At 65.8% G+C, this 11,419-nt stretch carries 13 protein-coding genes and 1 pseudogene; 8 read left to right on the forward strand and 6 right to left on the reverse strand.

Annotated elements, in window-relative coordinates:
- Nucleotides 1–51: 51 nt before the first annotated feature.
- From SynWH8101_RS14350 to SynWH8101_RS01405, 3 genes and pseudogenes are all read left to right on the forward strand, one after another.
- Nucleotides 52–453 (forward strand): annotated as a pseudogene (locus SynWH8101_RS14350) (2-amino-4-hydroxy-6-hydroxymethyldihydropteridine diphosphokinase); the annotation flags it as partial.
- 117 nt (nucleotides 454–570) lie between these two features.
- Nucleotides 571–1,131, forward strand: a complete 561-nt coding sequence (locus SynWH8101_RS14355) for an NUDIX hydrolase (RefSeq protein WP_254428097.1) — start codon at nucleotides 571–573, stop codon at nucleotides 1,129–1,131.
- Nucleotides 1,132–1,136: 5 nt separating this feature from the next.
- Nucleotides 1,137–2,612, forward strand: coding sequence for an FAD-binding domain-containing protein (locus SynWH8101_RS01405; RefSeq protein WP_130128272.1), 1,476 nt, complete (start codon nucleotides 1,137–1,139; stop codon nucleotides 2,610–2,612).
- On the opposite strand, the gene SynWH8101_RS01410 is transcribed toward SynWH8101_RS01405, so the two are convergent.
- Nucleotides 2,588–3,805 (reverse strand): DegT/DnrJ/EryC1/StrS aminotransferase family protein, encoded by a 1,218-nt coding sequence (locus SynWH8101_RS01410; protein WP_130130288.1) that lies wholly within the window; start codon nucleotides 3,803–3,805, stop codon nucleotides 2,588–2,590. The genes SynWH8101_RS01405 and SynWH8101_RS01410 overlap by 25 nt on opposite strands.
- Before the next feature lie 72 nt (nucleotides 3,806–3,877).
- On the opposite strand from SynWH8101_RS01410, the gene SynWH8101_RS01415 reads away from it, so the two are divergent.
- Nucleotides 3,878–4,429 carry a hypothetical protein gene (locus SynWH8101_RS01415; RefSeq protein WP_165380897.1) on the forward strand — a complete coding sequence of 184 codons (552 nt, stop codon included), beginning with the start codon at nucleotides 3,878–3,880 and terminating at the stop codon, nucleotides 4,427–4,429.
- On the opposite strand, the gene SynWH8101_RS01420 is transcribed toward SynWH8101_RS01415, so the two are convergent.
- Together SynWH8101_RS01420 and SynWH8101_RS01425 are read right to left on the reverse strand one after the other, a co-directional pair.
- On the reverse strand, nucleotides 4,410–4,853 hold the full coding sequence (locus tag SynWH8101_RS01420; RefSeq protein ID WP_130128273.1) for a hypothetical protein: 444 nt from the start codon (nucleotides 4,851–4,853) through the stop codon (nucleotides 4,410–4,412). The genes SynWH8101_RS01415 and SynWH8101_RS01420 overlap by 20 nt on opposite strands.
- Nucleotides 4,853–5,788, reverse strand: a complete 936-nt coding sequence (locus tag SynWH8101_RS01425) for an FAD-binding domain-containing protein (RefSeq protein WP_370587008.1) — start codon at nucleotides 5,786–5,788, stop codon at nucleotides 4,853–4,855. Before SynWH8101_RS01425 ends, SynWH8101_RS01420 begins: the two co-directional genes overlap by 1 nt.
- A gap of 19 nt (nucleotides 5,789–5,807) precedes the next feature.
- Here SynWH8101_RS01425 and fabI point away from each other — a divergent pair, with 19 nt between their 5' ends.
- Complete coding sequence (gene fabI, locus SynWH8101_RS01430) at nucleotides 5,808–6,590, forward strand: enoyl-ACP reductase FabI (RefSeq protein WP_130128275.1); 783 nt, start codon at nucleotides 5,808–5,810, stop codon at nucleotides 6,588–6,590.
- Nucleotides 6,591–6,626: 36 nt separating this feature from the next.
- Here fabI and SynWH8101_RS01435 read toward each other — a convergent pair whose 3' ends face one another.
- Both SynWH8101_RS01435 and SynWH8101_RS01440 read right to left on the reverse strand, forming a co-directional pair.
- Nucleotides 6,627–7,067, reverse strand: coding sequence for a TA system VapC family ribonuclease toxin (locus SynWH8101_RS01435; RefSeq protein ID WP_130128276.1), 441 nt, complete (start codon nucleotides 7,065–7,067; stop codon nucleotides 6,627–6,629).
- On the reverse strand, nucleotides 7,064–7,330 hold the full coding sequence (locus SynWH8101_RS01440; RefSeq protein ID WP_130128277.1) for a DUF2191 domain-containing protein: 267 nt from the start codon (nucleotides 7,328–7,330) through the stop codon (nucleotides 7,064–7,066). Before SynWH8101_RS01440 ends, SynWH8101_RS01435 begins: the two co-directional genes overlap by 4 nt.
- A gap of 125 nt (nucleotides 7,331–7,455) precedes the next feature.
- Between SynWH8101_RS01440 and hisB the strand changes: the two genes are divergently transcribed.
- Together hisB and SynWH8101_RS01450 are read left to right on the forward strand one after the other, a co-directional pair.
- Entirely contained in the window at nucleotides 7,456–8,061 is a 606-nt protein-coding gene (hisB, locus tag SynWH8101_RS01445; RefSeq protein ID WP_130130290.1) for an imidazoleglycerol-phosphate dehydratase HisB, read from the forward strand.
- 76 nt (nucleotides 8,062–8,137) lie between these two features.
- The gene (locus SynWH8101_RS01450; protein WP_130128278.1) at nucleotides 8,138–9,670 is read left to right on the forward strand and encodes a carotenoid oxygenase family protein; all 1,533 of its coding nucleotides are present in this window, start codon (nucleotides 8,138–8,140) and stop codon (nucleotides 9,668–9,670) included.
- Here the strand turns inward: SynWH8101_RS01450 and SynWH8101_RS01455 are convergent.
- A complete protein-coding gene (locus SynWH8101_RS01455; RefSeq protein WP_130128279.1) occupies nucleotides 9,624–10,535 on the reverse strand; it encodes a hypothetical protein in 912 nt (303 codons plus the stop codon). The genes SynWH8101_RS01450 and SynWH8101_RS01455 overlap by 47 nt on opposite strands.
- Nucleotides 10,536–10,674: 139 nt before the next feature.
- Here SynWH8101_RS01455 and SynWH8101_RS01460 point away from each other — a divergent pair, with 139 nt between their 5' ends.
- Entirely contained in the window at nucleotides 10,675–11,403 is a 729-nt protein-coding gene (locus SynWH8101_RS01460) for an SIMPL domain-containing protein (RefSeq protein WP_165380898.1), read from the forward strand.
- Nucleotides 11,404–11,419 lie beyond the last annotated feature (16 nt).

Raw genomic sequence — 11,419 nt, forward strand, 5'->3', positions numbered from 1 at the left:
TGCCCCGAAGTGGACGCTGGATCAGGCTGGTTCCCAGCTCGCTGCGCGCGGATGTCCGCCACCCGTCTGGCCATCGCCCTCGGTGCCAACCTCCCTAGCCCTGCCGGTTCGCCCCGTCAAACCTTGTGGGCGGTGCGGCCGCGGCTGGAGGCGCTGATCGGAGCCTGGGCCGCTCCCGGCTCCGGGGACGCTCCCGCTTGCGCCTGGTCGCCACTGCTCGACACCGCGCCCATGGGTGGACCGCCCAACCAACCCGGTTATTGCAATGCCGTGGTGCTGGTGAGCGGCGATCTTGGCGATCCCCATGCTGATCGGGCTCTGGCTTTGTTGGATCAGCTCCATGGGCTCGAACGACAGTTCGGCCGCGACCGTGCCCGGGAGCAGCGCTGGGGACCGCGCCCGTTGGATCTTGATCTCCTCTTCTGGGAGGAGCTGCGCCTGGAGCACCCGCGCCTGCAGTTGCCCCATCCCCGGCTGCACCTTCGTTCCTTTGTCTTGGAGCCCCTGCTGGCGGCGATGGCAGCGTCTGGCGCACCCGTCATGCTGGTGCCGAGTCCGCCCCCTGATGTGATGGCATCCCTGCCGGCTTCCGAGCCCTGCCAGCTGCTCGAAACGCTCGAGACGATGGAGGCCCGCAAAATCCGGTTTGAGCGCCAACGCATCAGGCTGCCGATGGGAGTAGAGGGCACCTTTGGCATCATTCGCCATCCCGGCGCCTCCCTGGCGGTGCCGATCACGAACGAGGGCCAGGTGGTGCTGCTGCGCCAGTACCGCTTTGCCGTGCAGGCCCGCCTGCTGGAGTTCCCCGCCGGCACCCTGGAGGCGGGGGAGGATCCCCTGGAATCAATGCAGCGGGAGCTGGGAGAGGAAGCTGGTTACAGCGCTGCTCGTTGGGATGCTCTGGGGCCGATGTTGCCCTGCCCCGGTTACTCCGATGAGGTGATCCACTGTTTCCTGGCCCGCGAGCTCACTCCGCTTGAGAACCCGCCGGCGGGAGACGACGATGAAGACCTCGAGGTGGTGCAGATGAGCCCTGCTGAGCTCGATGCTCGCCTGGCCTCCGGCGAGGAGTGGCTCGATGGCAAGAGCGTCACCGCCTGGTTCCGCGCCAAGCAGCTGCTGGGGCTTTGAAAGCGATGGCACCCACGCTCTTCTGGCATCGCCGCGATCTGCGTCTGGCCGACAACACCGGTCTGCACGCGGCTGTCGGCCTCGGCCCCGCCGTCACGGGGGTGGTTGTGCTCGATCCGGCGATCCTCACGCCCCCCCAGCACTTGCCGCCGATGGCGCCGGCCCGGCTGTGGTTTCTGGTGGAGAGCCTGATTGAGCTGCAGCAGCGCTGGCGTGAGGTCGGCAGCCGATTGTTGGTGGTGGCTGGCGATCCCGTGACCGTGCTGCCCCAGCTGGCCTCACTGTTGGATGCGCCTGCCGTGGTGTGGAGCCGGGACGTGGAGCCCTACGCCCGAGAGCGCGACCGGGCGGTGGCCAAGGCGTTGCAGGCTGATGGCCGCAAGGTGCTGGTGGATTGGGACCAGCTGTTGGTGAATCCGGAGCTGCTCAAGACCGGCGGCGGCGATCCCTACCGGGTGTATGGGCCCTTCCTGCGCAACTGGCGCGGCCAGGTGGAACGCGGCGCGCCCCGCACGGTGGCGCCTCCCAGTAAATTGATCGATCTTGAGCCGGAGACGCTTGCGCTGATCAGCAGCGGAGAGGGGGCACTGGGCCGCCTCTGCCTGGAGGGTCAGCGTGAGCTGGAGCGCCTGAGGGCTGAGCATGGCTTCGCGGGCACCGAGCTCTGCCCTTGCCGGCCCGGCGAATCGGCGGCGGCAGAGCAGCTGGCCACGTTTGTGGACGGCCCGTTGATGGCTTACGAGCCCGATCGCAACTTCCCGGGCGTGGTAGGCACCTCGTCTCTGAGCGCTGCGTTGAGTGTGGGCACACTGAGCCCCCGCCAGGCCTGGTGTGCCGCTCAGGAAGTGAAGCAGTGTGCGCGCAGCGAGGAACAGCTCCAGGCGATCACGGTGTGGGAGCAGGAACTGGGCTGGCGCGAGTTCTATCAACAGGCGTTGTTTCACTTTCCCGAGCTGGCGGATGGGCCCTATCGCCCTCAGTGGCGCCGGTTCCCCTGGGAGAACAACGAGGACTGGTTCGACTTCTGGAAGGACGGCCAGACCGGGATGCCGATCATCGATGCGGCGATGCGCCAGCTGAATCAAACCGGCTGGATGCATAACCGCTGCCGCATGATCGTGGCCTCCTATCTGGTGAAAGATCTGATCTGCGACTGGCGTTGGGGCGAGCGCGCTTTCATGGAGCTGGAGGTGGATGGCGATCTGGCCGCCAACAACGGCGGGTGGCAGTGGAGTGCCAGCAGTGGCATGGACCCCAAGCCCTTGCGCATCTTCAATCCCGCCACGCAGGCGGCCAAATTCGATGCCGAAGGGGAGTACATCCGCTGCTGGCTGCCGGAGCTTCGCCATGTGAACACGAAGGATCTGCTCAGCGGTGAGATCGGGGCTCTGGAACGGCGCGGCTATCCCGAGCCGTTGGTGAACCACAAAACCCAACAAGCGCGCTTCAAGGCGCTTTATGCCACCATTCGCTCCGCTTGAGCGTTGCGGGCCAGAAGGGTTCGCAGCACGGCAATCACCTGATCCTGCTGCTCCAGGGATAGTTCCGGGAAGATCGGGAGACTGAGCACCTCGCTGCAGAGTTGTTCGGTGATCGGCAGGCTGCCGGGTGCCAGTTGCTGGTCGGCGTAGGCCGGCTGACGGTGGATTGGGATCGGGTAGTAGATGATCGTGTTGACGCCCTGCTCCTGCAGGCTCTGTTTGAGCCAGTCACGGCAACGACTGCTGGGAAGGCCGAACTCGCTGGTGGCATCGCGGCAGGCGCCGGCACAATTGGGTTGGCTGTCCGGGCAAAGGCGGACGCGCACCACGTATTGATTCCAGGCATGACCGACACCCGCTGCACATGCGGCATCTGGGAGAGTCACGCCGGAACAGCTCTCCAGGGCCTCCCGGTAGCGGGCGGCGATGGCACTGCGGCGCTCCACCCAGCGGCTGAGATGGGGCAGCTTCACATTGAGAACGGCGGCCTGCAGGGCATCGAGGCGGCTGTTGTAACCCAGCTCGGTGTGCAGGTAGCGGCGGGGCATGCCATGCACCGCGAGTTCGCGCATGCGTTGGGCCAGCTCCCCATCACGGCAGGTGACGGCGCCGCCATCACCGGCGCCTCCCAGGTTCTTGGTGGGGAAGAAGCTGAAGCAGCCCACATCGCCCCAGCTCCCCACAGGCTGGCCGTTCCAGCTGGCGCCGGTGGCCTGGGCGCAGTCCTCCACCACCTTGAGGTCATGGCGCCTGGCGATCGCCATCAGCTGATCCATGTCCACCGGGCGGCCGAACAGGTGAACGGGAATGAGGGCCCGGGTGGCAGGGCTGATCGCCGCTTCGATCTGGTTCAGGTCGATCAGATAGGTGGCGGGATCCACATCCACAAACACCGGGGTGGCCCCCACAGCGCTGATCGCCTCCGCGGTGGCAAAGAAGCTGAAGGAGGCGGTGATCACCTGATCGCCGGGGCCGATACCCAGGCCCCGCAGCGCCAGAATCAGGGCATCGGTGCCGCTGTTGCAGCCCACGGCGTAAGGCGTGCCGACGCTGGTGGCAAACCGTTCCTCGAAGCGTTGAATTTCGGCGCCGCCGATGTATTGACCACTACGCAGCACCCGCAACACGGCATCGTCGAGCTCCGGCCCCAGATCGGCGAGCTGCTGACTGAGACTGAAGGGAGGCACCTGCATGTCGGGCACCTTAGGCCGGGTTGCGTCGCCAGCGATCACCATGGTGAAGCGTGAGAGGGCCATCGTTCGGTGATGACGCGTTGTTGGACTGCAGCACGGGTTCTGGTGCTGGTCAGTGGGCTGTTAAGCGGCCTCTTGAGCGGTTGTACGCCGGGCCAGCAGAAACCGAGCTGGAGGATCGTTCCCCTGCAGCGCAGCCAGCCCCATGACGGCCTCGGCGTGGTGAGCCAGCCGGATGGTTATGGCGTGCACATCTACCTTGAAACCGACACCAGCGACCCGGCGGTCTGCAAGCCGCGCTGGCTGGCGAGTCCGGCCCGATTGTTCAACGGCAATGGCACCGCTCCCTTCTCATCAGGACTGGCTTCTCAACAGGAATTTTTCGCTGTTGTGCAGCGCCGCGACGTGCGAGGGGCGCTGAAGCGCGAGCTGGAAGCGCTCTGCCAAGCCCGTGCTCCCCAGGCCCGCTGGCAGTGGCAGGACCCTCCCACTAAGCCTTCGGAGGTCAGGCCCGTGCGCCTTCCTGCCTGGGAGGAGGAGGATCTGCTGACCGACCCGAGCGAGGAGCGTCGCCGCCAGGATGCTTTGTTGCAGGGTGATCGGCTCAATGCTGATCAGCCCTGAAGCCTTCCCACACGATCGGCTCCGCTTCGCGCCAATAGCGGCTGAACCGCCCGAGCCGGGGTGGCCGAGGCAAGCGCACGAATGGTTCAGAGTCCAACAACCACACCGGCAGCTCCCGGTCGATGGCCGCCGCGATGCCTTGCAGGCGGGGATCCACCGCTTCACTGGTGATCACGCCATCGGCGCCGTGGCGACGCGCGAAGCCGATCACCTCGGTGGCCACATCACCGCTGCGGATGCTCACGGGCAGGGCCAGAGCGCACTCGTAGAGAAAGCCCAGGCGTTTGCGGCTGATGCGTTGCTCGCGGATCCAGCGGCTGTCAAACACGAACAGGGCCGGAGCCCCGGGAGAATCCTCCAGGGCGGGGTTGCTGGGGCCAAGTGCTTCCTCATGAATCCAGAGGATCGGCTGTTGGAGGTCCATCAGCGACGCCTCCGTGCGGTCACGGCCCGCACAGGCCTGGGGGCGGCGAACAACTGCTGCTCCAGCTGCTCATAGCTGCCGTCAAAGGGGCATTGGGCTGCCCTGGCACAGTCGCGGCAGAAGCGACCGTTGCTGTAACGCTCCAGATTGTCGCGATTGAAAAAGTAAGGCTTGTGGCTGAAGCTGCTGGCCACCCACTGCCAGCTCAGGTGATTGCTGGCGGGGTCGCCATCGAGCAGGTGCTCGAGGAACCAGTCGGCGCCGGCCTTCCAGTGGACGCGTCGCCAATGCACCACATAGGCGGCGAACCACATCCGGGCGTGGTTATGCAGCCAGCCGCTGTTGACCAGTTCCGCCTGGAACGCATCGATGCAGGCCAGTCCGGTGCGGCCATCCCGGATGTCTTCAGGAAGTTCCTCGCCGTAGCTGGCGGGGTCGTGGCCGGTTTTGAGCTCTTCCTGGCTGTCGTGAATGCGATCGCCGAGGGCTTGCCACATCCGCTGCCAGAAATCCCGCCAGCCCAGCTCATTGATCAATTTGGTGCCGTCATCGCGGCCCTGCCCTCGCTTCTGCAACTGCAGGAACACCGCATCGCGCACCTCCGCCAGGGAGAGCACCCCATGACGAATCCAAGGTGAGAGACGGGTCACGGCGCCGTCCAGGTGGTTGCGACTGCGGCCGTAGCGCTTTGCCTCCAGGTGTTGCAGCTGGGCCTCTGCCGCCTGGCGGCCGCCCTGGATCGGGCTCAGCGGCCCCTCGGCCTCCGGGAACGTGGTCGCGAGCACCTGCTCCAGAGCGTCTCGGCTTGGCAGATCGCGCGGCAGGTCTCCGGGCTCCTCCGGCCAGGTCAGGGGCGGTGAACTGGGCGGGGTTGGCACCGATGCGTGGGGGCAGGGGCCGTCATCCTGACGGTGATGGGAGAGAATCGCCGCCATAGCCACCACCGCCGGTCCGATGCTTCTCGATCTCACGGGCAAGAAGATCCTCGTTACCGGCATTGCCAACAACAAATCGATCGCCTGGGGTATTGCCCAGCAGCTCCGGGCGGCCGGGGCCGAACTGGGTATCACCTATCTGCCCGATGAGAAGGGCCGTTTCGAAGCCAAGGTGCGTGATCTGACCGCACCCCTGGAGCCCAGCCTGTTTCTGCCCCTGAATGTGCAGGACGCCGCTCAGATGGAAGCGGTGTTCGCCGAGATCAAGCAGACGTGGGGCGTGCTCGATGGTCTGGTGCACTGCCTCGCCTTTGCCGGCAAGGAGGAGCTGATCGGCGACTACAGCGCCACCACCGCCGAGGGTTTTGCCCGCGCCCTGGAGATCAGCGCCTATTCCCTTGCCCCCCTCTGCCGCCACGCCAAGCCCCTGTTCAGCGAGAAGGCCGGCGTGGTCACCCTCACCTATCTCGGCGCTGAGCGGGCGATCCCCAACTACAACGTGATGGGTGTGGCGAAGGCGGCGCTGGAAGCCTCGGTGCGTTATCTCGCCGCCGAGCTGGGCCCGGACAAGCAGGTGCGGGTCAACGCGATCAGTGCCGGCCCGATCCGCACCCTCGCCAGCTCGGCCATCGGCGGCATCCTCGACATGATTCACAACGTGGAGGAGAAGGCGCCGTTGCGCCGCACCGTCACCCAGACCGAGGTGGGCAACACCGCCGCCTTCCTGCTCAGCGAGCTTTCCAGTGGCATCTCCGGCCAAACCCTCTACGTGGATGCGGGCTACTGCATCAATGGCATGTGAGTCCGGCAAGACACCGCAGGCTCATCCACCGCTGGATCATCGCTCCGCTGCACGCAGTGGATTACAGAAGCGCAGGCCCGCGAAGCGGCGAAAATCGCTGTCAGCCGAGCAGAGCAGGCAGTTGTGCTCGATCGCCAGCGCAGCCAGGTGCGCATCACTGGTGCGATTGCCCGCCGTGCCAGCGTCCTGAAGCAGCAGGCGCAGTCGATCCCAGTGTGTCCGGGACGGCTGCAGCACCTCTACCAGGGGATGCTGCAGCCAGCCTTCCACCAGATCCAGGGCTTGCTCAGGCTTGAGGGGGTGCAACATCAAGCGATGCTGGGTGCTGATGCACAGGACGGCTAACACCACGCTCCAGGGCAGAGCGATGGCTTCGTCGCCATTGAGCGTGGCTTCCAGCCAGGCCTTCGCGGCGCTGTGATGAGGAGTCTCCCTCAGCGACGCGTAGAGCCAGAGGTTGGTGTCGATCAGAATCACCGGCTTTGGCGCAGCTTCTCGAGCAGCGCTTCATCTTCGAGGCCAGCGGCCAGCTGATTGGCTTTGCTGAGATCCACACCCGGTGCCAGGGCTCCGATCGAAAACGTCGGGCAGCGGTAGGGCTGGCGCTGGGGTGAGGCGGCCTGATGGAGGCCCGCCCGCAGCGTGTCATTCACCACTTGCTTGAACGGCTTGCCGCTGTCGAGCGCCTTCTGACGCAGCTGCCGGAGCAGAACGTCGTCGATACTGAGCGTGGTTCGCATGGCATCAAGATGCTTCTGCGCTGAGCATCATGGCATCACCGCGAAGGCTTCGGCATGATCGAAGTCTTCGAGTGGGCGCCGCCTGGCGTCGTCTCTTCATGCAGAACGGCAGCTCCCCGACGCCCATGCGCACCGGCACCATCCATCGCATCACCGGTGAAACCGACGTGCGCGTCCAGCTCGGGCTCGACGGCAGCGGTCGCTGCAAGGCCGAAACGGGGGTGCCCTTCCTCGATCACATGCTCCACCAGATCAGCAGCCATGGCCTGATCGATCTGGAGATCGAGGCCAGGGGTGACACGCACATCGACGATCACCACACCAACGAGGATGTGGGCATTGCTGTGGGTCAGGCCCTGGCCCAGGCCTTGGGTGATCGACGTGGCATTCATCGCTTCGGCCACTTTCTGGCGCCCCTGGATGAGGCGCTGGTGCAGGTGGCCTTGGATTGCTCCGGCCGCCCCCACCTGAGCTTCGGTCTGCAGATTCCCGCCCAGAAGATCGGCACCTACGACACCGAACTGGTGAAGGAGTTCTTTGTGGCCGTGGTGAACAACTCCGGTCTGACGCTCCACATTCGTCAACTGGATGGGGTGAACTCCCACCACATCGTCGAGGCCTGCTTCAAAGCCTTCGCCCGTGCCCTGCGCCTGGCCACGGAGATCGATCCCCGTCGGGCCGGCGCGGTGCCCAGCAGCAAGGGGGTGTTGGAGCAGGCCGGCGTCGGCTGAACCGTGCCGCGGGCTCCATGGAGGCCGCGCTTCACAGTCCGTTACGAGAGGATGGGATCTGCCTCGCCTGCCGCCCGTGACCGTTGCTCCCGCCGCTGATCGCTTCAACCGCGAGGACTGGGTCAGCGCGTTCCGCAATGTGGAGCAGGAGCTCACCGACGTGGCGCTGCAGCCAGTGCGCGGAACGGTGCCGCCAGAGCTGGTGGGCACGCTCTATCGCAACGGTCCCGGTCGCTTGGAACGGGGTGGCCAGCGCGTGCATCATCCGTTTGATGGTGACGGCATGATCACGGCCCTGCGCTTTGGGGCTGGCGGTGCGGTCAGCCTCAGCAACCGTTTTGTGCGCACCGCCGGTTGGTTGGCGGAGGAAGCTGCCCAGAAGGTGCTGTATCGCGGGGTGTTCGGCAGTCAGAAGCCCGGGGGGCCGCTGGCGAATGCCTTTGATCTGCGCCTGAAGAACATCGCCAACACTGGTGTGGTGCGCCTGGGCGATGCGCTGTTGGCGCTGTGGGAAGCGGCCGAGCCCCATGCCCTCGATCCCGACACGCTCGAGACCCGGGGCATCTCCTTGCTCGGTGGCGTGCTCAGCCCCGGCGAGGCCTTCAGTGCCCATCCGCGTTTTGATCCCGGCCATCACGGCCGGCCGCGCCTGGTCACCTTTGGCGTCAAGACCGGTCCCCGCAGCACGATCCGGCTGATGGAGTTCGCCACGGAAGACGATGCCGCTGCCGGCATCCGCGCCGGTGATCTGCTCAGCGAGCGTCGCGACAGCTTCAACGGCTTTGCTTTCCTGCACGATTTTGCGATCACGCCCAACTGGGCCGTGTTCCTGCAGAACGCTGTGGCCTTCAATCCCCTGCCGTTTGTTCTTGGTCAGAAAGGTGCGGCCCAGTGTCTGCAGTCCAAGCCCGGCGGCCAGGCGAAGTTCTGGTTGATTCCCCGCGATGGCGGTGCCTTCGCTGGCCAGCAGCCGCGGATCATCGACGCCCCGGAGGGCTTCGTGTTTCACCACCTCAACGCCTGGGAGCAGAACGGCGATGTGGTGGTGGAGAGCATCTATTACAGCGATTTCCCCTCGATCGGCCCGGATGTGGATTTCACGGCCGTGGATTTCGATTTGATTCCTGAAGGGTTGCTGGAGCAGTGCCGCATCGATCTGGAGACCGGCACGGTGGCAACGCAGCGTTTGAGCGAGCGTTGCTGTGAGTTCGCGATGGTGAATCCCAATAAGGAGGGCCTGCCCTGCCGCTTCGCCTGGATGGCCGCGGCAGAGCGGGAGCAGGGCAATGATCCACTTCAGGTGATCAAGAAGCTCGATCTCCGCACCGGAGACCGCCAGATCTGGAGCGCGGCGCCGCGCGGTTTCGTGAGCGAGCCTCTGATGGTGCCCAGGCCCGGTGCGGAAGCAGAAGATGATGGCTGGGTGCTCGAACTGTTCTGGAACGGGGAACGGCGGGGCTCGGATTTGGTGATCCTGGATGCTTCAGATCTCAGCGAGCTGGCGGTATTTGAGCTCCCCTTGGCGATTCCCCATGGCCTGCATGGCAGCTGGGTGCCTTCCGTTAATTCGGCACCTGCAGGCGGTTCACCAGGTGGCGCTGCTCCATAGAAGCGCGCCAGTTGATCTTCCTCCCCACACGCATCCCCACGCTGGCGCCGATTTGCCGAGCTGCAGGGCTGTTGCCGCCGAACAGGGAGCCAATCCTGGCGGCGAGCGATTCGCTGAGGGCTTCCCCGGCGCTGTCGTCCACCATGCTGTTGAACCAGCGCCGTTTCCCCACACCCTTCCATCCCGTGGTGAGGTCGCTGCCGAGCTGGCCACCGAGCATGCCGCCGACGGCAAATCCAGCCAGACCACCCACGGGGCCGGCGATTGCCAGGCCCAGCACTGTTCCAGAGCGGGTGCCCATCTCTTCGCCGAGCTGGGTGGAAAGCCGATTCCAGGTGAGAGGAAGCACCTGATTGTGGACGGGATTCTTGCCATCCGCCAGGGCGCTGCCCAGCACGGATCCGATCACTGCACCGAACAGGGAGCCCGTGGCCCCCAGGATCAGGGCGCCTTGGGGGCCGAACAGCACCGCCCCCACCGTGCCGGCGGCCCCCGCCAACAGAACCTGACCGGCCACGGCTCCGATCATGCTGCCGCCCACTTCCCGGCTCACCTGATCCCAGCCGCCGGTCGGGGGCGCCGATGGCGCCGGTGCTGTCGCTGGATCGGCATGGGTGACATCGCTCAGTTGCCAGCCCATGGCGGCCAGTGCGATCTGCCAGCGCACGGCGGTGCAGCCAGGCACCAGCTCAATCACCAGCGATCGGCTTGCTGCTGACCAGCGCAGCGAGGTCACCCAGGGTTCCGCGAGCAGCATCGATCGCAGGCCCCGCTGCTCCTCTGCGGTCAGATCCGCCGGCCAGCGCAGCCGCAGGCGACCAGGCAGCTCATGCACCACCTGCAGGGTGTTGGATCGCTGGTTCATGGCGGCGGATCACCTCACGGCATGCTGCTCGAACCTGGATGGATCTGGTGATGATTGGTGCCAGACCGGTCACGCCTGCGTCACATCGTCGGCAGCGGAACGACCTAGACAGCCAGGGTCATCGCCGCGCGTCGTCCGGATGCCTCCTCGTTCCCCCCTGTCTGTTGTGCCTCGGTTGCGCTTGTCTGGCTTTGCCGCGTTGTCGCTTCTTCCCGTGGTCGCCCTGCTGCCCCTGAAGGTTCAGGCCCAGGTGCGCCCCGCAGCCTGCGCTGGCACGGTGTTGGAGCTGCGTGTGCTGGAGCGGGGGCAGACCCGCACGGATCGTTTCCGCTTTGCCCTGCGCTTGGAGGCGGAGGGGGCCACGACGGCGGCGGCACTGGATCAGCTCAACCAGCGGCTCGATGCGACACGCAAAGCGTTACAGGGGCTGGCGCAGGGACCGCTGACGATTCCGGCACCACGCACCTATGCCAGCGGCGGCGCCAGCCAGGGCCCGCGGCGTCGGCAGGCCAGCACCAGCATCAGCGGTGAGGTGGAGCGGGGCAGCTACGACCAGCTGATTCAGGTGGCTGGCCGGTTGCCCGGTGTTCGGCTTCAGGGCATCACCTCCTTGGCCTCAACCCAGAACCAGAACGCCTTGGCCGATCAGTTGCTGCAATCGGCCCTGAAGCAGGGACGGGAGCAGGCTGAGCGCACGGCAGCGGCGCTCGGCCTGCGGCGGGTGGCGCTGCTGCGGATCGATCAGCGTGGGAGTGGCACAGTGCGGCCCCTGGCCTTTGCCGCCAATGCGGGCCGTCAGTTCCGACCCGAGGAGGCGCCCCAGCCCAGTCAATCCCTGGAGTTGAATCTGGATTACTGCCTGTCCTGATCGGTCCCGCCACAAT

It is taken from the genome of Synechococcus sp. WH 8101 (assembly GCF_004209775.1).
Lineage (GTDB): Bacteria > Cyanobacteriota > Cyanobacteriia > PCC-6307 > Cyanobiaceae > Synechococcus_C.

What these genes read in the sequence shown, in the direction of transcription:
- SynWH8101_RS01455 (WP_130128279.1), bottom strand. Translation starts at nt 10,535, where the DNA reads ATGAACCAGCGATCCAACACCCTGCAGGTGGTGCATGAGCTGCCTGGT.
- SynWH8101_RS01405 (WP_130128272.1), top strand. Translation starts at nt 1,137, where the DNA reads ATGGCACCCACGCTCTTCTGGCATCGCCGCGATCTGCGTCTGGCCGAC.
- fabI (WP_130128275.1), top strand. Translation starts at nt 5,808, where the DNA reads ATGCTTCTCGATCTCACGGGCAAGAAGATCCTCGTTACCGGCATTGCC.
- SynWH8101_RS01460 (WP_165380898.1), top strand. Translation starts at nt 10,675, where the DNA reads ATGCCTCCTCGTTCCCCCCTGTCTGTTGTGCCTCGGTTGCGCTTGTCT.
- SynWH8101_RS14355 (WP_254428097.1), top strand. Translation starts at nt 571, where the DNA reads ATGGCATCCCTGCCGGCTTCCGAGCCCTGCCAGCTGCTCGAAACGCTC.
- SynWH8101_RS01440 (WP_130128277.1), bottom strand. Translation starts at nt 7,330, where the DNA reads ATGCGAACCACGCTCAGTATCGACGACGTTCTGCTCCGGCAGCTGCGT.
- hisB (WP_130130290.1), top strand. Translation starts at nt 7,456, where the DNA reads ATGCGCACCGGCACCATCCATCGCATCACCGGTGAAACCGACGTGCGC.
- SynWH8101_RS01425 (WP_370587008.1), bottom strand. Translation starts at nt 5,788, where the DNA reads ATGGCGGCGATTCTCTCCCATCACCGTCAGGATGACGGCCCCTGCCCC.
- SynWH8101_RS01420 (WP_130128273.1), bottom strand. Translation starts at nt 4,853, where the DNA reads ATGGACCTCCAACAGCCGATCCTCTGGATTCATGAGGAAGCACTTGGC.
- SynWH8101_RS01415 (WP_165380897.1), top strand. Translation starts at nt 3,878, where the DNA reads ATGACGCGTTGTTGGACTGCAGCACGGGTTCTGGTGCTGGTCAGTGGG.
- SynWH8101_RS01410 (WP_130130288.1), bottom strand. Translation starts at nt 3,805, where the DNA reads ATGCAGGTGCCTCCCTTCAGTCTCAGTCAGCAGCTCGCCGATCTGGGG.